Annotated in this window: 18 protein-coding genes; 8 read left to right on the plus strand and 10 right to left on the minus strand. The window is 46.8% G+C overall.

The window, feature by feature from the left end; translation table 11 throughout:
- Positions 1-43: 43 nt before the first annotated feature.
- Positions 44-355, plus strand: a complete 312-nt coding sequence (locus tag QUA03_RS11125) for a hypothetical protein (RefSeq protein WP_333212035.1) — start codon at positions 44-46, stop codon at positions 353-355.
- 112 nt (positions 356-467) lie between these two features.
- On the opposite strand, the gene QUA03_RS11130 is transcribed toward QUA03_RS11125, so the two are convergent.
- Positions 468-869: a helix-turn-helix domain-containing protein gene (locus QUA03_RS11130; protein WP_333212037.1), complete on the minus strand. Its 402-nt coding sequence runs from the start codon at positions 867-869 to the stop codon at positions 468-470.
- Between the two features lie 189 nt (positions 870-1,058).
- Here QUA03_RS11130 and acsF point away from each other — a divergent pair, with 189 nt between their 5' ends.
- The 7 genes from acsF to QUA03_RS11165 all read left to right on the plus strand — a co-directional run bounded on the left by acsF (position 1,059) and on the right by QUA03_RS11165 (position 8,809).
- Complete coding sequence (acsF, locus tag QUA03_RS11135; RefSeq protein ID WP_333212039.1) at positions 1,059-2,135, plus strand: magnesium-protoporphyrin IX monomethyl ester (oxidative) cyclase; 1,077 nt, start codon at positions 1,059-1,061, stop codon at positions 2,133-2,135.
- Positions 2,136-2,146: 11 nt separating this feature from the next.
- Positions 2,147-2,893, plus strand: coding sequence for a heme oxygenase (biliverdin-producing) (locus QUA03_RS11140; RefSeq protein WP_333212041.1), 747 nt, complete (start codon positions 2,147-2,149; stop codon positions 2,891-2,893).
- 86 nt (positions 2,894-2,979) lie between these two features.
- Positions 2,980-4,377: an oxygen-independent coproporphyrinogen III oxidase gene (hemN, locus tag QUA03_RS11145; RefSeq protein WP_333212043.1), complete on the plus strand. Its 1,398-nt coding sequence runs from the start codon at positions 2,980-2,982 to the stop codon at positions 4,375-4,377.
- Between the two features lie 253 nt (positions 4,378-4,630).
- Positions 4,631-6,280, plus strand: a complete 1,650-nt coding sequence (gene hcp, locus QUA03_RS11150) for a hydroxylamine reductase (RefSeq protein WP_333212045.1) — start codon at positions 4,631-4,633, stop codon at positions 6,278-6,280.
- A gap of 210 nt (positions 6,281-6,490) precedes the next feature.
- Positions 6,491-7,339 (plus strand): fatty acid desaturase, encoded by an 849-nt coding sequence (locus QUA03_RS11155; protein WP_333212046.1) that lies wholly within the window; start codon positions 6,491-6,493, stop codon positions 7,337-7,339.
- Positions 7,340-7,361: 22 nt separating this feature from the next.
- Positions 7,362-8,177 carry a radical SAM protein gene (locus QUA03_RS11160; RefSeq protein ID WP_333212047.1) on the plus strand — a complete coding sequence of 272 codons (816 nt, stop codon included), beginning with the start codon at positions 7,362-7,364 and terminating at the stop codon, positions 8,175-8,177.
- Positions 8,174-8,809 carry a 4Fe-4S single cluster domain-containing protein gene (locus QUA03_RS11165; RefSeq protein ID WP_333212049.1) on the plus strand — a complete coding sequence of 212 codons (636 nt, stop codon included), beginning with the start codon at positions 8,174-8,176 and terminating at the stop codon, positions 8,807-8,809. The genes QUA03_RS11160 and QUA03_RS11165 overlap by 4 nt, the downstream gene beginning before the upstream one ends.
- Before the next feature lie 11 nt (positions 8,810-8,820).
- Here the strand turns inward: QUA03_RS11165 and QUA03_RS11170 are convergent, their stop codons facing one another.
- The 9 genes from QUA03_RS11170 to QUA03_RS11210 all read right to left on the minus strand — a co-directional run bounded on the left by QUA03_RS11170 (position 8,821) and on the right by QUA03_RS11210 (position 19,776).
- Positions 8,821-9,693: an MBL fold metallo-hydrolase gene (locus QUA03_RS11170; RefSeq protein ID WP_333212050.1), complete on the minus strand. Its 873-nt coding sequence runs from the start codon at positions 9,691-9,693 to the stop codon at positions 8,821-8,823.
- Positions 9,694-9,939: 246 nt separating this feature from the next.
- Positions 9,940-11,178 (minus strand): HhoA/HhoB/HtrA family serine endopeptidase, encoded by a 1,239-nt coding sequence (locus QUA03_RS11175; protein ID WP_445304845.1) that lies wholly within the window; start codon positions 11,176-11,178, stop codon positions 9,940-9,942.
- Positions 11,179-11,280: 102 nt separating this feature from the next.
- A complete protein-coding gene (locus QUA03_RS11180) occupies positions 11,281-11,520 on the minus strand; it encodes a hypothetical protein (RefSeq protein WP_333212057.1) in 240 nt (79 codons plus the stop codon).
- Between the two features lie 237 nt (positions 11,521-11,757).
- Positions 11,758-12,840 (minus strand): AI-2E family transporter, encoded by a 1,083-nt coding sequence (locus QUA03_RS11185; protein ID WP_333212058.1) that lies wholly within the window; start codon positions 12,838-12,840, stop codon positions 11,758-11,760.
- Positions 12,841-13,101: 261 nt separating this feature from the next.
- Positions 13,102-14,172, minus strand: coding sequence for a D-alanine--D-alanine ligase family protein (locus QUA03_RS11190; RefSeq protein WP_333212060.1), 1,071 nt, complete (start codon positions 14,170-14,172; stop codon positions 13,102-13,104).
- A 197-nt stretch (positions 14,173-14,369) separates the two neighbouring features.
- Positions 14,370-15,710, minus strand: coding sequence for a tRNA (N6-isopentenyl adenosine(37)-C2)-methylthiotransferase MiaB (gene miaB / locus QUA03_RS11195; RefSeq protein WP_333212062.1), 1,341 nt, complete (start codon positions 15,708-15,710; stop codon positions 14,370-14,372).
- Between the two features lie 195 nt (positions 15,711-15,905).
- Positions 15,906-17,057, minus strand: coding sequence for a DNA cytosine methyltransferase (locus tag QUA03_RS11200; protein ID WP_333212065.1), 1,152 nt, complete (start codon positions 17,055-17,057; stop codon positions 15,906-15,908).
- Between the two features lie 137 nt (positions 17,058-17,194).
- Entirely contained in the window at positions 17,195-17,623 is a 429-nt protein-coding gene (locus QUA03_RS11205) for a hypothetical protein (RefSeq protein WP_333212066.1), read from the minus strand.
- 149 nt (positions 17,624-17,772) lie between these two features.
- A complete protein-coding gene (locus QUA03_RS11210; protein WP_333212067.1) occupies positions 17,773-19,776 on the minus strand; it encodes an FHA domain-containing protein in 2,004 nt (667 codons plus the stop codon).
- Positions 19,777-19,865: the final 89 nt, after the last annotated feature.

Here is a 19,865-nt window from a genome sequence, read left to right on the forward strand (position 1 = left end):
ATAATGTAATAAAATAATCCACCTTTACCAGGGAAAATAAAAAATGAATAGACGCTTTTTGTGGCTTACTCACGAAAATAAACCGCGTTGGATTACCCTATTATTGTTAGGTTTTTTGGCTGCTTTGGGGGTAGTGGCAACAAAAGCCTACATCAAAATGGCGATCGCGCAAACTATCGGCCTGGCTTTATCTGTTAATCTTACAGCCGATCGCCATTCAATCAGCCCCGACATCTACGGTGTAAATAAAATTAGCACTTGGAACTGCGGCTTGAGAGTATATAAATATGGTTTTAGGGCAACTTACCCGGCTAATTCTATGACTTTGGTGGCTATTCCCAAGGCTAATTCTTAGCGGGAGTTAACTTAACCCACGGAATTCACGCGCCAGAACCGAAACAATTAAACCGCAGAGGACGCTCTTGACACTGAGGAAGAGAAGAGAGAGATGAATAATTCTGACATTTTTAATCTGAAATTAGACCTGAAGCGTTCATGCGATCGTCCTTAGCATCCGAGTGTGTTAGGGGACAAATACAACTCTCCTGTCCCAGCCACTGCGATCCTACTTGATGCAAGGCTGCCATCACCGGTTGAATTTGGCGACCCTTGGGCGTGAGGGAATATTCTACACGGGGCGGAATCTCGGCATAAACACGCCGATCGACTAGCCCTTGAGATTCCAACTCTCGGAGGCGTTGGGTGAGGGTTTTGGTGCTGATGCCAGGAAGTGCCGCGAGTAATTCGTGGGTACGCCTCGCGCCTCCAAACAGTTCGCGTAGAACCAAAATTGACCATTTATTGTCCAACAAATCCAGCACAAACTGAATCGGACATTTAACCTCTACACACTGACTTGCTTCCACCATAAACTCCCTTCACAGTTGCCTTCACGATAATTTCCATATTTCTTTAGAAATGGCTCAAACGTCCTATTGGCTTCAATGCTTTACCTCAAGTAACTATAGGATACCACTGGTAACTGACTTGTGGGCGATCGCGGATTAAGGCAATGTGGTGCACAGTCATCAATTCCGAACAATCCACTCTCCACTCCTATGGTCAGTTCAATTAGTAAATCGGAGTCTGCTGGTCTGCCATCCGGCATTAAAGCACCTGTTCAAGAAACCCTATTAACACCCCGCTTTTACACCACCAATTTTGATGCCGTTGCCGAAATGGATCTGTCCGGGCAACAAGCGGAATTAGAAGCAGTTGTAGCAGAATTGCGCGCGGACTATAACCGCCACCATTTTGTCCGCAATCAAGAGTTTGAGCAATCCTGGGACAAGATTGATGGCGAAACGCGAAAGGCATTTATTGACTTTCTAGAGCGATCCTGTACCTCAGAATTTTCGGGTTTTCTGTTGTTCAAAGAACTCTCCCGCAAACTTAAGAATCGCCAACCGTTGTTATCGGAAGCCTTTAACCTACTGGCACGGGATGAAGCGCGTCATGCCGGTTTCTTGAATAAGGCGATGGCAGATTTTGGTTTGTCTCTCGATTTGGGATATTTAACAAAAAATCGTACCTACACATTCTTCCCTCCAGAATGGGTAATTTATACTGTTTATCTGTCGGAAAAGATTGGCTACTGGCGCTATATTTTGGTGTATCGCCATCTCGAACAACATCCCGAACATCAAATTTATCCCCTGTTTCGCTACTTCGAGAATTGGTGCCAAGACGAAAATCGGCATGGGGATTTCTTTAAGGCTTTGTTGCGATCGCAGCCTAAGCTTTGGAATAGCTGGAAGGCAAGACTCTGGGCGCGCTTTTTCCTCCTGACAGTGTTTGCCACCCACACAATGACGGTGTTGGAACGCTCCACATTTTATGACTCGATCGGCATCGACCCCGATGAATATAACAAGCAGGTGATTCATCACACCAATGAAACAGCAAAACGGGCGTTTCCCAGTATTTTAGATACCCACAATCCAGAATTCTTTCCCCGTTTAGATCGATGTGCGATCGCCAATCAGAAGCTAGCAGAAATCTCAAGTAACCAGCGCCCGGCCGCCATCCAATTTTGCCAAAAATTACCCTGGATTGCTGTGATTGTCTGGCAGTTGTTGCGCCTTTATTTACTGCCCTCGATTAATGCTGAATCGTCCCGAACCGCTATTAATTAGGAGATATTGCCATGACTAATCTATCGACACGCCTCCGAGAAGGCACGATGAAATCCCACACCACAGCCGAAAATACGGCATTTATGAAATGCTTTATCAAAGGCATTGTGGCACGGGAACCTTTGCGTAAACTATTTGCAGATTTGTACTTTGTTTACAGCGCCCTAGAAACGGCTTTGCAGAACCATGTCAACCACCCGATTATCGGGACTCTCTATTTCCCTGAGTTAAATCGCGTGGAGAATCTGGCTGGCGATCTAGCTTTTTATTACGGTGAAAATTGGCTGGAGGAAATTACGGCTTCGCCAGCGGGTTGTGTGTATCGCGATCGCATTCAAACCCTCTCAACAACCGATCCAGTCCTGCTGATTGCCCATGCCTACACCCGCTACATGGGTGATTTATCCGGCGGACAAAGCTTGAAAAACGTGATTCGATCGGCGTTGTCTCTGCCGCAGGATCAGGGAACAAATTTCTATGAATTTTCCCAAATCTCGACACCCGAAGCAAGGCGAGTATTTAAGGAACGCTATCGCCAAACCTTTGATGAGTTTCCGGTGGATGCTGACACGATCGAGCGAATTGTCGCCGAAGCAAATACGGCATTTACCCTTAACCAGGATGTAATGCACGAACTCGAAGCCGATGTAAAAGCGGCGATTGGAGACCATACCTTTGATTTGCTGACTCGGCAAGATCGCCCCGGTAGCACAGAAGGCCGCAGCCCTCATGCCAAGCGAGAATCTGTCGCGAAATAACTCGCCCCACGAAAACAAGATCGATCGTATCTCTAAAATATGCCGGGGTTCTGAATTTACACAACAACAGAAGGATACATTAGTTAATGAAACAGTTATCACAAACGGTTGAATTTGATGCTGCATTGTTGAATAAATACAACCAGCCTTTACCTCGCTATACCAGCTATCCACCCGCCACAGAATTAAGCACTGACTTCGATCGCCACGCATTTAAAACCGCGATCGCCGTCGGCAATCACAAACGAACCCCCTTATCGCTTTACTGCCACATTCCCTTTTGTGAAACGCCCTGTTATTTCTGTGGCTGCAATACCATCATTACCCAGCGCAAGGAGGTGGTAGAACCCTATTTAGGCTATCTCGATCGCCAAATTCACCAAGTTGCTAGTTTGGTGGATGCCGATCGGTTGGTGCATCAGTTGCACTGGGGTGGCGGCACGCCCAACTATCTCGATCGCACTCAGGTAGAGTTTCTCTGGAACCAGTTAAATCGATATTTTCGGTTCGATGACGCAGCAGAAATATCGATCGAAGTCAATCCTAGCTATATCGATCGCGAATATATTCTCTTTTTGCGACAATTAGGATTCAATCGGATTAGCTTTGGCATTCAAGACTTTAATCCCATCGTGCAGGAAGCAATCAATCGGGTGCAGCCGGAAGCGATGTTGTTTGATGTGATGGATTGGATGCGGGAAGCAGGGTTTGAAAGTGTCAATGTGGATTTGATTTACGGCTTACCTTTCCAGACACAAGCAACGTTCCAGGAAACGGTACAGAAGACCTTGCAATTAAATCCCGATCGCATTGCCGTCTTTAATTTTGCCTATGTTCCCTGGATCAAACCGGTTCAGAAACGAATGCCGGAATCTGCATTGCCGACTGCGGGTGAAAAGCTGAAAATTCTGCAAAGTACGATCGCTCAACTGACGCAAAATGGCTATGTGTTTATTGGCATGGATCACTTTGCTAAGCCCAATGATGAACTGGCGATCGCGCAACAAGCGGGGCAACTACATCGTAATTTTCAGGGTTATACCACTAAGCCCGAATCTGATCTGTTGGGCTTTGGCATGACTTCCATCAGTATGTTGCAGGATGTGTATACCCAAAACCACAAGGGACTAAAAGACTTTTATGGGGCGATCGATGCGGGTGAATTACCGATCGAAAAAGGCGTTAGACTCAATCAGGACGATATGATTCGGCGCACAGTAATCATGGAATTAATGTGTCAATTCCAACTGTCGGTGCAAGATTTGGAACAAAAATACCATCTCGGCTTCGATCTCGACTTCAATGACTATTTTGCTCATGTTTTGCCACAACTTGATGCCTTAGAAACCGATGGATTAATTAAACGTTGGGGCGATGGCATTGAAGTAACGGCGATCGGGCGCTTGCTAATTCGCAATATTGCATCCGTGTTTGATAGCTATCTCATCCCCCACTCAAGCAAACGGTTTTCCAAGTCCCTATGAATCATCGTCAATCGATTTTAGATTTTAGATTTTAGATTTTCGATTGACTTGCGCGAGATAAATGCTCTTTCTTGAGGATTTGAGATTTGAGATTTGGGATTGATTCCACGGATAAATCACGTGGCGGGTACCACCTTGGAAATTCGCTTGTCAGACTTGTCAACTCAGATTTGTTAAAGTAGTCAGGAATGGATAAATACTTTCATAACCGAGTTGTTGCTTAAATTCTAACCAATTCAAAAAGGAAAAATCAATGTTCTGTGAACAATGCGAACAAACAGCAAGCGGACAAGGATGCCATCAGTTTGGTGCTTGTGGGAAAAGTCCCCAGGTGAATGCTATCCAAGATCTGCTGATTTATTATCTGCGCGGGTTGGCTCCGATTGCCCTGAAAGCAAAGGAGTTAGGCATTGATACTCATGCAGTGGATGTCTTCACCTGCGAAACGATCTTTGCCACGATGACGAATGTCAACTTTTCCGAAAAGCGGTTTGTTGAGTATCTCCAGGAAGCGATCGCCCATCGCGCCAACCTCAAGGCTCAAGTACAGCAAGCAACAGACAATCCACCTACTTGGTCGGAAATTTCCAACTGGGAACCCAACTTTGACGACAGCCTGGTTGAGCAGGGTGAGCAGATTTCCCTCCAGTTCCTCAGTCAGTCTGCCTCGAATGTGGATATTTTCTCACTCAAACTCACAGTGCTATATGGGGTTAAGGGTCTTGCCTCCTACACCTTCCACGCCTACGAAGTGGGACAGGAAGACGAGCGGGTGTATCGTTTCATTTATGAGGCACTTGTCGCCCTCGATAACCAGACCTTGGGCTTGCAGGAGTGGGTGAATCTTGCTCTTGAGGTGGGAGCCATCAATCTGCGCTCTATGGAACTCTTGGATGCCGGACATACAGGTAGCTATGGGCACCCAATTCCCACGCCTGTTCCCCTCAATCCACGGCAAGGGAAGGCGATTCTGGTTTCAGGACATGACATCAAACAACTCGAAGGCTTACTCAAGCAAACAGCAGACACTGGAATTACTGTTTACACCCACGGCGAACTTCTACCAGCCCACGGCTATCCCAAACTAAAACAGCAGTACCCCCATCTCTACGGTCACTACGGCACTGCTTGGCAGAACCAAACCAAGGATTTTGGCAAGTTCCCCGGTGCGATCGTGATTACGACCAACTGCTTAATGCCAACCCATTCCTATTATGAAAATAAACTCTTTAGCGTTGGCCCCGTCGGCTATCCGGGTCTGATTAACTTGAGTGCGATCGACAATGGCACACCCGATTTTACTCCCGTTATTGAGAAAGCACTGGCACTTCCCGGCTTCACTGAAGATGCACCCGCCAGGGAAGTCACAGTTGGTTTTGCCCACAATACAGTCCTAGGGGTGGCAGATAAAATCATTGAGGCTGTGAAACAGCGTAAAATCCGCCATTTCTTCCTGGTGGGGGGCTGTGATGGAGCCAAACCCGATCGCAACTACTACACCGAGTTCGTAGAAAAAGTGCCTGATGATTGTGTGGTGCTAACCCTAGCTTGCGGTAAGTTTCGCTTCTTCGATCGACAAATGGGTGACATTGACGGACTACCCCGCCTGATGGATGTTGGTCAGTGCAACGATGCCTACTCCGCGATTCAGATTGCTGTAGCCCTAGCCAATGCCTTTGAGGTAGGTGTCAACGATATACCCCTTTCCATGATTCTGTCGTGGTATGAACAAAAGGCAGTAGCCGTCTTGCTAACTCTCTTGCATTTGGGGATTAAAAACATTCGTCTAGGGCCGACATTACCGGCGTTTATTTCTCCCAATGTATTCAAGCTTCTGTCGGAGAAATATAACTTACAGGCCATTACCACCCCTGATGCCGATCTAGCAGCTTGCTTGAGCTGAGTGGGACTTACTTACGCACGCGGGGTCAAAAACCCGGTTTCTGCGTCAATATCTCTGGGAGATATCAAGGATTTTTTCTCGTAAACCGCGTTTTTTGAGTAAGTCCTAATTCAATTAGTGTTCAATCAGACGCGCGCATTTATTTGACTGGTAACTGTGATTGCTTTTTCTAATGTTTATTCCCAATTTTTTTGTGTTGTGAGGTAATTGATGACCGCTAAACTGTTGCCAACAAATCCGACTCGATATCCACTGGATTGGACTGCGGTATTCTTTTTCACCACAATTCATGCTCTCGCACTTTTAGCACCCTGGTTCTTCTCCTGGTCTGCCTTGGGTATGACTCTCTTTTTGCACTGGTTATTTGGCAGTATTGGCATTTGTTTGGGCTATCACCGCCTATTGAGCCATCGCAGTTTTCAGGTTCCTAAAGGGCTGGAATATGCGATCGCCCTGATCGGTACTTTTGCTCTACAAGGAGGGCCAATTTTCTGGGTGGCGGGTCATCGGCTACACCACGCCTATACCGAGGATATCGATAAAGATCCTTACTCAGCCCGGCGGGGGTTCTGGTGGAGCCATATGTTGTGGATTTTCTATCCCCATTCAGAATTCTTCGATTATGAACAGTACCAGCGGTTTGCCCCCGATCTGACACGCGATCGATTTTATTGCTGGCTGAATCGAAACTTTTTGCTGCTGCAAATCCCCTTGGGGCTACTGCTGTATGCACTGGGGGGATGGTCATTTGTGATCTGGGGTATGTTTGTCCGATCTGTTTTACTCTGGCATAGCACCTGGTTTATTAACTCGGTCACTCACCTGTGGGGATACCGTACTTTTGAGACAAACGACAACTCCCGCAATCTTTGGTGGGCGGCTATTCTCACCTATGGCGAAGGTTGGCACAATAACCACCACGCCCATCCTAACGTTGCAAAAGCAGGCTGGCGCTGGTGGGAGTACGATCCGACTTGGTGGGCAATTTGGCTGTTAAAGAAATTGGGTCTCGCCCGAAAAGTGGTGATGCCACCGGCTCAAAATGGTACAGCTTCATAAAATTGGAGATCGACCTAAAGCCATGTCTACTGTCACTAAACCCTTCACTTCTGTTTACGGCCCAGTGCAATCCTGGCGCTTTGGACGATCGCTAGGAATTGATCCGATCGGGCCAGATTCTACTTGCTCATTTAACTGTGTGTATTGCCAGTTAGGTGAGATTGAGCACCAGAGTTGCAACCGCCAGATTTTTGTCCCGACTCAGAAAATTCAACAGGATCTGCAATCCTTCCCTGTCGGCGATGTGAACACGATCACCCTCAGCGGTAGCGGTGAGCCAACTCTGGCGTTGAATTTAGGCGAAATCCTGGTTATGGCGAAGCAAATGACCGGGAAGCCCGTTGGCGTATTAACCAACGGCAGTTTGCTGGGCGATCGCGCGGTGTGTGACGAACTGGCGATCGCCGATTGGGTAGCTGTCAAAGTTGATGCCATTGCTGCTGAATCATTCTGTCGCATCAATCGCCCCATGCCAACCATCAACCTCCAGGAAATTTGGGCCGGTTTACTTCAATTTCGCCAACTCTATTCAGGACACCTGGCAATTCAGACGATGCTACTCACCGAGTGGAACGAACAGGATCGGGCAGAGTACATCCGGCGGATGCAAGCATTACTGCCAGACGAAATCCAACTCAACACGCCGACGCGACTTTGCCCCCTAACGCATCAGCTAGAAGCACGAGGGAATGATCCGCCCAATGGCTGTTTATATCCGACAAGGCAACTCAAGCAAGTCCATCCTGAAGTGCTAAAGGTTTTTGGCGATCGCATTGAACGCGCTATAGGAATTCCAGTGCGTTACCCATTATTAAAACCAGAGGCACAGAAGCAATGAAACCTCAGAAAACAAACCCATATTTTCAGCTTTTAGACATTCCCCCAGGCTATCTCAACATCATGGGATATGTAGACGAGTCGGAAGTGAATGGGCCCGGTTGTCGAGCCGTGATCTGGGTGCAAGGATGCCTGCGGGAGTGTCCAGGTTGCTTTAATCCGGCTTCATGGTCTTTTGAGCTCAATCAACTAATCAGCGTTGATACCCTTGCCCAGCAGATTCTCAGTCACCCTCGCAACCAGGGTGTCACCTTTTCCGGCGGAGAACCCTTCTGGCAAGCTCCAGCTTTGGCAGATTTGGCACGCCAAGTCAAAGCAGCAGGGTTAAATGTCATGTCGTTTACTGGCTTTACGTTAGAACAATTGCGATCGCAACAGGGGCCCGCCGGTGTTGAGGAGTTGCTGGAACAACTCGATATTTTAATCGATGGTGCTTATGTGCAGTCTTTAGCAGTCCACTCACCCGATTCTCTCGTTTCTTCCAGCAACCAGCGCGTACATCTTTTCAATCCTGCTTTTCAGGATCAACTCACTTGGGCGAGCGATCAGATGGAGATTCATATTCTCAAAGATGGCAGTCGGATTTTCACAGGCTACCGGGGTCAACTGAATCTGGCTGAGTCGGAGTTATGAACCCGATCGCATTAAGCATCGACCATCCAAGCAATACACTTTTGCATTTGATTGCTCATTGTTTGTCGATCGGCATAATACCTGCGGCCGTGTCCCGGCAACACCCATTCAAACGAGTAATTAGCCAAATTCTGCATAGATTTGATTTGTTCTGGCCAAGAATACCAACAGACTTCGCGAAAGCCAACTAGCTGCTGCAAACTTTCCGACCAAGCAAGATGATCACCGGTGAACAAAAACTTGTTATTGTAAAGCAAAACTGTGTGACCTTTCGTGTGACCTGGCACAGATATAATCAACACATCATCGGCTAATTGATACGGTTCGCTGCCCGACAATTGAATTTCTACACTGCGAGTACCCGCGTTAATTTCGTCCGAATGAAGGATGCGATCGCACGCAAAATGATCGCGGTATTGTTGATGATCTGCCACATCGTCGCGGTGAGTCAAGTACATATAGCGAATGCCGCCCATTGCTTCTATGTTTTTGACTAGCGGCGGCACAAAACGGGGAGAATCAACTAAAATATTGCCATCGGGACGGACAATTAAATAGCTAGCTGCAGCGTAGGATTTCTCTGAATGATAGCCGCAGTGGTAGACATTTTCTGCTACAAGTGCGGGTAAAAGTTGCTGGGCTTGTTTGATGCTTTTGGGTTTTTCTACAGTGCCGATCGAACTTGTGGGACAAGACAAAAGAGCCGCGAGCGATCGGATTTCTTCAGTTTCATTAGTTGGCTGGTGGTAAACCGCAGACTGTTCTCCCGCTTGACCAAATACTTCAGGTGCCATCCACCGACAAGTATCACAGTCAATGCAGGTACTGTCTACATAAAAGTTACCGTTAATATTTTCAGTACGCCTCCGATTAATGTTAGCCATTTTTGTACCTCTTAATAACCCATATAAATTATGGTAACTTACTATAACGAGTACCCCCGACATCCCGCCGGAGGTTGAAACCCTTCTTACAGACCAATCCGGTTAAAACTCACCTCTTGCACCATTCTCAAGAAAGGGCAAGATGCCCGTTCCACAAGAGATTAATTTTCTTGTGGAACAGGCATCTTGCCTGTTCCTAAAAGGATTATTGACAATGGTGTAATATCTAAGTTGCAATCAACAATTCTACTGCTGCTGATCCGCTGGAAAAGCACCTGCTTTCACCGCCACAGTAACAGGTTGTCCGCCGCGGCTCAATTCAAGCTGCAGATCGCTGCCCACGGTACTTTTCTCCACAATTTGCTGTACGCTGCCAGCATCAGTTACTTCTGTACCGTTGATTTTCTTGATCACATCGGCAAGGCGAACTCCAGCTTGTGCCGCCGGAGAATTTTTTGCTACTCCCAAAACTAACACACCTTTATCTTCAGTCAGCCTCAATTTGGTGTTGGGATTTTGATTAAATTCTTTCTTGATTTCCGGAGTAATGCTCAACATCCGAACCCCGAGATAAGGATGTTCGGCTTTTCCTGCTGTTACTAATTGATTGGCAATTTGTTGTGCTCGATCGATCGGAATAGCAAAACCCAATCCTTGAGCGCCTTGAATAATCGCCGTATTCATGCCGATAACTTGACCGCGCTGGTTCAGCAGCGGCCCGCCAGAATTGCCGGGATTGATCGCAGCGTCGGTTTGAATAAAGCTGACGCGCTTGTCAGGAACGCCGACATCGGCGCTAGAACGGCCTGTAGCGCTAATAATGCCCACAGTCACAGTATTGTCCAAACCGAGGGGATTGCCGATCGCGATCGCCCATTCTCCCGGCTGTAATTCTTCAGATTTGCCCAAACTCACCACAGGCAAATTGTTAGCTTCTATTTTAACAACAGCCACATCAGTAACTGTATCTACGCCTAAAACTTTGCCGACAAATTCGCGGCCATCCTTCAGTTTTACCGTCACCGTATCCGCCCCATTAACCACGTGAGCGTTAGTCAAAATGCGGCCATCAGAACCAAAAACAAAACCCGAGCCGGAACCCCGTTCTACCCGATTTCCCGGTTGAATGGGAGATTCTGAACCGAAAAAGCGGCGGAATTGCTCGGGTATCTCATCTGGAACTTGGTTCGTCACCGTGCGAGACGAATTGATCCGCACCACTGCCGGGCCGACTTCCTGAACAACTTTAGTGACAAAATTAGAGTCTTGAGAGGGTAATATATTCGCAGGCAACGCTGAGATTGGCGCTGTACTTGAAGGTTCAGCTTGAATGGCGTTAGAACTTCCAGGAACTTGAGAAGTTAGGGCGTTGCACCCAACAGTTGCGGTGGAGCCGAGTAAAATAAGGGATAAAAAAGCCAGTTTTTTCGGTAAAGCAAAACGGCGAGAAGTCACAGTGGTAGCAGGCATATTTTTGGTTGACATAGTATTGATTTGATGGCAGTTAGAGCGAGAGTTATAATTATGGTTTTGCATTTTTAGCACCTACTGTAATTAAGTTAGAAGTAAAGGAGCTTTAATTTTAATTCAAGCATTTGTGATGTCTGTTTGAATGGTGGGGTTTACCCTACCAGGTGGGGTATAAACCGGACAGTCGTAAGCAAAGTGTTGATTCCAGCTTTTGAGTGCGATCGAACAGGGTCTGCACTGGCGAAGTGCTGTCTGAGTGCGATAATACAAACTACGGTAGCCAGCTCGCATATTCCGCATTTCCCGCGAACTTTTCACAGGATTGATATCCGAAGTCAACAACAATCCTGGACTCAAAAAAACCCAGGTTTCTACGCAAAATATTCGTTGTGAGCGATCGACTTTAACGTAGAAACTGGATTTTTGACCCGGCCTGCATCCAGGAATGGTAGCAGCTAAAGCACCCGAAAGCCTCACCCAAAAGCAGGAAGTAAAAAACCTCTAAAGCCGCAAGCTAAAGTACCAACTAAACCTCAGTCAAAATTGCTTGCAAAAACTCTCTTCAAATCTAAAATTGGAACCTATGGAGGAACTTTATTGCTCCATAGGTTCAATGGAACTAACCGAATCGATTTCCCTCGACTTGTTCCTCGAACTTTCCAAAACATCAACAGTATTCTTAATAAAACCAGCCATCGGCACAGCAACTAACAAACCTGCTACTCCTGCCACCTTAACCCCCACCAGCAGTGCCACTAAAATCCACACAGGATTGAGACCGATAAAACCGCCTAATAACCGAGGAGCAACCCCGCTTTCAATTATTTGCTCAATTACTGTAGCGACAGCTAAAACTGTGACGCCCAGCCAAAAGTTGTTTAATGTGATCAGCAAACTGACAATGCAAATACTGAAAGGTGCACCGAAGGGAATCATAGTCATGACACCCACACCCAAACCGAACAGAAGTCCGAAGGGAACTCGCATAATTAAAAAAGCAACAGTGATAGACAGTCCCATTAAACCCGCCAAAGTTGCTTGCCCGACGAAGTAGTTGTGGAAGCTTCGCGCCAGCAACTCTCGCAATTGAAGGCTCAGCTTGGAAGGAAACCATTTAAACAATCCTTCCCATACGCGATCGCCGTGCAAGAGCAAGTAGAATGTCACGACTATTGTGAGGAGGAAATTCAACAGACTGTCTGCAGCACCCAAACCAAATCTGAGAATTTCGCCAGTGAGAGACTGCAATTGAAATGAGAGTCGATCGCTCAATTGGGTTGTCAAACCGCTAACATCAATGCGGAGATTGCGATTTTCCGCCCAATTGTGGAATGCTTCAATCTGTTCGGTGCCAGAAACTATCCAAGTCGGCAGTCGGGTGGCGAGTTCAGTGATTTGGTTGAGCAGAATCGGGGCCAGAGTGATACCTAAAACCACCAATAGCAGTAAAGTCAAAAACAATACCGACAAAACTGCTCGATCGCGCTTCAAGCCGTATCTGTGCAGAAAGCGCACTGGATAATCTAGCAAAAAAGACAGCACTGTAGCGACTACCAAAACTGTAATCAGGGCGCGAAAATATTCAAAGACTAGGAGGGCTAACCAGCAGTTGAGTACCGCTAGGGGAAATACCAGTCCGTAAGTCCACCACTGCGGCAGTTGAGTGAAACGTCTCATCTAAGTTAACCGAGTTAAAATTTGAGATGCAAGATGCGAGATGGACACTGCTATTTGCCGTTCTCCGTTAACCATTTTATAGTGCATTTATTTATACCCGACTGCTGAAAATTCCCAGTTGCTCGACCCGCAGCGGAAATTGGGTTGCTGGCAGGCACTGCCTGCCACAACCATGTTATATCGTTTCCGCTGATATGGATATATCACCTGCGAAAAAAATATTTTTTGCTGTTGGCAAGGCAGCAGTTGGCAGGGCGCGATTCAACCTTTTTCCCCGTGCCGTTCAATAGCTAATTGGATTAAACGGTCTACTAATTCCGGAAAAGAAATGCCGTCGGCTGCCCACATTTGCGGATACATACTGGTAGCTGTAAAGCCGGGAAAAGTGTTAATTTCGTTAATCAAAACTTCTCCGGTTGATTCAATGTAGAAAAAGTCTACTCGCGCTAAACCTGCTGCGTCTATAGCCAAAAATGCTTGCACTGCCATTTCTTGGATTTGCGAGACGATCGCACCGCTGACTTTTGCCGGGATTGAACAGTCGGCTTGTCCCTGGGTATATTTTGTTTCGTAGTCGTAGAAATCGCTTTGAAAAGTGATTTCTCCCACCGTTGAAGCTTTGGGATTATCGTTACCTAAAACTGCACATTCTAATTCTCTAGCAACCACACCCGCTTCGACAATTATCCGCCTATCGTAGCTGGCGGCGCTGTCGAGTGCTGCTTCTAACTCAGCGCGCGATCGAGCTTTAGAAATTCCCACAGACGATCCCAAATTCGCAGGTTTGACAAAGCAAGGATAGCCCAAATCTGCTTCAATTTTGTCACAGAGTTTGGGGAAAACGCAAGGGTTAGACCAGATTTCGGAACGGTTGACAGCGATGTATTTTACCTGTGGCAAACCAGCTTGAGCAAAAGCCATTTTCATCGCAATTTTATCCATTCCCAGCGCCGAACCTAAAACGCCGGAACCGACAAAAGGAACTTGCAATAATTTCAGCAATCCTTGCACCGTACCATCTTCACCGTTTGGCCCGTGCAAAACAGGGAACCAAACGTCTACAGCATTAAAATTAGGAAACTGTCCAGCGGGAGAGTCGTTTTGTGCTGTTTGTTCTTCTATTTCCAGAGGTTTTCCGGTGGCTAAGACTTCTTGAGGTAATGTTCCCGACAGCCAGCGGCCGTTTTTTTGGATGTAAAAGGGCAGAACTTCGTATTTAGAGGCATTTTCGTCAGCAGCGAGGGCACGGGCGATCGCCCGCGCCGAACTAATTGAGACTTCGTGTTCGCCCGATCGCCCCCCGAACAATAGCCCGATCCGCATCGTTGTCATTTTTCACTACTCCTAGGACTTTTCGACAAATATACACGCAGAGAGCGCAACTAAGGCACATACGAACCGCTTTAAGACTACTTATCTCCTCCCTTCCACTCTTCCTCTGTGTCTTCTGCGCTCTCTGCAGTAAAAAAAATTACATCTTCTTAGAAAAGTTCACCAGTAAGCCGTCCCCTATCTCATTCCGGTGCTATTTAAAGCATTTCCCCCGTCAAACTAAAAGCGCGAATATCTGTAATTTTAACCCGCACAATTTTACCCGCCAATTCTGCAATATCGCCCTTAAAAAATGTGAGACGATTGCCGCGAGTGCGCCCCATCACCTGAGTTGGATCTTTGAGATTCTGGACTTCCACCAAAACCTCTTCAGTGCGTCCGAAATAGCGCTGCGATCGTTCCATCGCCGTTGTTGTGACTACATGATTGATTCGTTGCAGGCGATCGGCTTTCACATCCTCACTCAACTGATTTTCCCACAAAGCCGCCGGCGTCCCAGGGCGAGGCGAATAAGCCGCAGTATTCACCAAATCGAAACCAACATCTTCGATCAACTTCAAAGTCTTCTCAAACTGCGCTTCCGTCTCCCCAGGAAAACCGACAATCGCATCCGCCGTAATCGAAGCATCCGGCATATAACGGCGAATTGTATCAATGATCCGGCAGTATTTTTCCTGAGTATAACCACGCGACATCGCCTTCAAAATATCATTATCTCCCGACTGAAAAGGAATGTGAAAATGTTCGCAAACCTGGGGTAACTCCGCACAAGCCTTAATCAATCTTTCCGTAAAATAGCGCGGGTGGCTAGTAGCAAATCTGAGGCGATCGACCCCCGGCACATCCTGCACAAAATAAAGCAAATCCGTCAAAGTATGCTGGTTGCTGCCGTCCGGTTTTGTTCCCGGTAAATCGCGTCCGTAAGCATCAATATTCTGCCCCAACAAAGTTACTTCCTTGTAACCTTGACGGCCCAAATCTTCCATCTCAGCGCGAATTGCCTCCGGCATTCGCGACTGTTCAACCCCCCGAACATTCGGCACAACACAATAAGTGCAGCGTTCATTGCAGCCGTAAATTACATTCACCCAAGCAGTCACCTTGCTGTCGCGGCGCGGCTTAGTAATATCCTCCATAATTTCAACAGCTTCAGTCGCCACCACTTGATTGCCCTCAAAAACTTGTTCCAGCAAATCTTCAAGTCGGTTAGCGTGTTGTGGCCCCATTACTAAGTCTAATTCCGGTACTCTCCGCAGCAGCGCTTCACCTTCCTGCTGCGCCACGCATCCAGCTACAATTAAAGTTAAACCCGGTTCTTGGCGCTTGCGATGAGCTTGCCTTCCGAGGTTAGAATAAACTCTTTGTTCGGCATTGTCGCGAATCGTGCAAGTATTGTAGAGAATCAAGCTAGCTTCGTTCGGGTCTTCCGAGAACTCAAAGCCCATATTTTCCAGAATGCCGGCCATCCGTTCCGAGTCGGCTTTATTCATCTGGCATCCGAAAGTAGTGATGTGATAGCGGCGGGGTTTAACGGTCATGGCGAATTGCAGGCAAATAAAAAATATAGGTTTTCAACCTTAACACTTTATTATAACACTTCTGTGTTAAACGACATACGTCTGGTAATTGGGGATTTTAATAATTATAGTGTGTGCAATGCGCCCTTTATCGCTACAAATAGTTTTAGAGACCGACAAAATCTGCGAATTCGGGTATCTGGCTATTCTGTTTTTTTAGTGAGATAAAAACTGTAAAATTGTTTTGGCAATACCTTGTGCAGCCAAATAAGGAACCCCATTGCCAACAGTTTTAAACATATTAGTCAACGTCATCTTTGCCGGCAGTGCAAAATCTTTGGGCAGTGACTGAATAGCCAGTGTTTCTGCAACAGAAAGTCGGCGAAGTTTGTAAGGGTGCAAGTGAACTTCGTTATTGCCGTAACAAGCTGTGGGCGAATAACGCCATCGGTGTAATCGCTTGAAAGATTTTTTTGAATCATCTCCTTCATCAACGGAAGCAAATCGCTTAATGCCAGCTTTTGGTTGAAAATAATGTTGGGCATTGGGATGGTTGAGAACGTCATTTTTTTGGAACCAAAATTCTACCGTTAAATTTTGGGGCAGGTCATCAGGACAAGGCAAGAAGTTATCGGCTGCAAAGGCATTTCTCTCAGGCCAAGGATGAGAAAAAACTTCTGATTTGGGATATAATATCTGACTTTCCCAAGGAAATAAACTTTCGGATAACATTTGGCTTTTTTCTTCTAGGGAAATGCCCAGATTTTTGACAAGGTTTTTTCTAATCCCAATCAAAATAATTCTCTCCCTATCTTGCGGGACACCGTATTCTATCGCATTAATTAAACGTTCGGCAAAAACGTATCCCAAATCAGCCAACTGATTTTTGAGTGCGTCGTAAAAAGCTTTATGTTTTTTGGTCCTCCACAAACCTTTGACATTTTCAAATAAAAAGAAATCTGGCTGCTGCTGACAAATCAATTCAATGTATGAAGCTGAAAGTTGACCTTTATCTCCTTCCCCACCCCGATTTTTGCCACCAATAGAAAAGTCAGGACAAGGCGGCCCCGCGATAAATCCCACAATATCGTGATGCTTGCGGGCATCCTGCATTAATTCCCGCAGCCGAAAAGCTGGTTCTCCCCCTACAAGTCGAGTTACATCTGCTTCCTCTCCTTCGCAATATCCGTATTCTGGTAGTGGCAAATTCATGCACTGCCGAGAATAGCGGTATGCTTGCATGAAAGGTGGGAAAATTTCATTGACATACGCTACATTAAAGCCGATCGACTCAAAGCCCAAATCAAGGAAGCCTGAACCTGAAAAAAAAGAGAAAATACAGGGGATGGGGAATTGGGAATGGGGCATGGGGAATTGGGAATGGGGCATGGGGAATGGGGCATGGGAAATTGGGAATTGGGAATTGGTAGAATCGCCGGAGCGGGTTTATGAGATTATTGGTTTGAGGCGATTCTTGTTGGTAAAACCCGCCGCTACAGGTATTATTACAACCATTGCCCGCCTCGGAAACGCCAGTGGGGAAACAAAATCCGCATCAGTGTTTGGGATGCCAGATAAATAGCTAGCCATACTAAACTATAATGCAAAGCAAAAGCTCCCAAGTCAAAATTTTGTGCAGGTATCCCCGGCAAACCGATAATGTTGATTAAAAATAACACAAACAGTGCTTCCCAAATTCCAGCGAGTAATTGAAACGCGCCGGGCCAATCTCGATCCCAGCGGAACTGCTGGATGTAGATATATAAAGCATCCCAGCCGATGCCCAAAATCGCTACATACCCTAAAATCCAGAAAAAGATTGAGCCTGATTGGGCGGTAATTAAACCCAGAAAAAAGGGCAGCGTTACTAAAACGCCTACGGTTGCAAATAGCAATAACCGAGTTTGCCAGCGACCGAATAAAGTGGGAGTCATGCGATTTTAGATTTTAGATTTTAGATTTTAGATTACATGGTCAAATTGTTCGATTTTGAATTGATATTTTAGATTTTAGACTGAAAGCAAAGCTTGTTTAAGTCTATTAAATCCCCTACATTGCTGGTTGCCTAACTTCCTCCTTAAAATTAGCCGGGAGATTTATTTAACATCCACTTCCACCACTGCACAAACGATCGCCAAACGCTCAATTTCCGCACACCAGCCGCTCGGTTGGCGGCCAGACTTTCAACCGATCGCAAGGCGGCGTATTGCAAGCCCAGAAAACTGTCTACGGGCGCGTAAGGCCCTCCCAAAGTAATCGCGCCGGCTGCGTATACCCGGCCTTCTCCGTTGCTAGCAGAAGAATTCCGCAATTCGGGCACTTCAAAATCGTTGTTAACACTCAGCCTGCCCAAACCGTTGAGGGGAAGATTATATTGATCTACCAAATCGTTTAACAAGGGACTGGTTTTTACCTTAGCGTCCAAACCCGTAGCATCAATAATAAAATCAGCTTCTAACTTAATTTGCCCTTTAAGTTCCTTCTCCTGAATGTACGTCACCGTGCGGTTTTGACTGTCGCGCTCGACTCGCTCGACTTCACCGAAGGTAATTTGATACCATCCTTGACTTAAACCTTCTTTGACAATCCGCCGCCAGTCGCTGCGCTGGGCTGTGGTAGTTCCGCCCCAGTCGGTGAGCAACTGCGGCCGCAATTCCGGGGCGGCTTGTTCCAAAAGTACGCGGAGTTCCCCGCCCCAGCAAGCTTTCGGCCAGTTGAAAGGTTGAAATTCGTAGTGATTTTCGACGCTGCGCTCAGCGAGTTTAAATTTGTTACCTTGAGGTTTGGGCGATCGCATCAAATGCAATACTTGAATGTTGCCGTTCCGCTGTCGCGCTTCGTAAATTCGCTGCACAACGCGCGAAGCCACAATTCCCCGGCCTCTAATTAACACGCTGCCGCCGCTGGCCTCCAATTTTTCGTAAACGCCGTCGTGCTTTTCGTAAGCGTTGATAACCGACTCAAAATCCTGGGTTTTTTCGCGATAAGCCTGCAAGTCTGGCAGAAATTGAATGGCGGGATAGCCGGTGGCTAAGTGTACGTATTTGGCGATTAAAAAAGCGTGGTCGCGGTGATCCGCATTCGATCGAGAATAAGCGATCGCGTACCTGCCGTCATCTGTTTTGCGAATTCCCCGCACTCTACCGTAGCGAAACATCTGATTCCACCCAATTCGATCGACTTCCCTGTCAATAGAATCAAACACATTCACCGCGCGAGGCGTATAAGTTTCGGCAAAAGTCGGTTCAGCAAACACCTGCCACATCAACTTCAACGACATCCCTAAACGCCCTTTAAGCAATTCCTGCCAAGCTTCCCGCAAAGCATAGGGAGGCCACCCCCAAATGTTGTCTGGACAAGAGTCAGAATTCGATCGTAGGCGTTCCCGCAGCGGAATTTGAGAATTCAGGCACAGACGCAGATAGCGGGCGTAAGGCTGGTTTTCCATGCCCAAAACTGCAATTCGATCGATTTTTACGCCGCAAATTCTGAGCAAATCCACCCAAATAAAGCTGCCCAAACCGCCGCCAATGGCCGCCCAATCAACTTCTGCCACAGGGAGTCCCATAGATTCGAGCGATCGCATTGACACTTGAGAAGCGTGCAAAAATGCGATCGGCGGAAATTCTCCCCTACTAGCTGTTTGAGGAAGCTGCAACATTATTTGCTGGCCCAATGCCGGGTCTGGCCCATTGGTCTGCGGATTAAAGAAAATGTGAGAATTGACAGACGGCGTTTCTGGGGAATTAACAGCAAAAGAAATGCCGATCGCGTAGGGCCCAACTTGCAGCATATCCCCGTTTGCCAGCACGCAACGGGTTTGGCGAATGCCGTTAACAAAAGTACCGTTGCGGCTACCCGTGTCAGTAAGTAAAATACTGTTACCTTCGCTGCCAATCACTGCATGAAAGCGAGAAACTTGACTGCTGCTGAGGGCAATTCGAGAAACTCGTTTCCCGTTGATAGTGGCGGGCATAGCTTCAAAAATTCGTCCCAAAGCGATGGGTAAGTCGAGTATGGGGGATCGACAATCCCCCGTAGCTGTATCTGTCCAAGTCAGTCGCAGGCGCAAGGGTTGAGAATTCATGATTATTTTTTAAACATCAGCCGTCGGCTTTGAGCTTTCTGCAAAAAAAGATTTTTGAAGTTGAGAGTGTTTAGCGGATACCGTGATTT

The sequence above is a fragment of the Microcoleus sp. S36b_A4 genome (genome assembly GCF_036700645.1).
Classification (GTDB): domain Bacteria; phylum Cyanobacteriota; class Cyanobacteriia; order Cyanobacteriales; family Microcoleaceae; genus Microcoleus.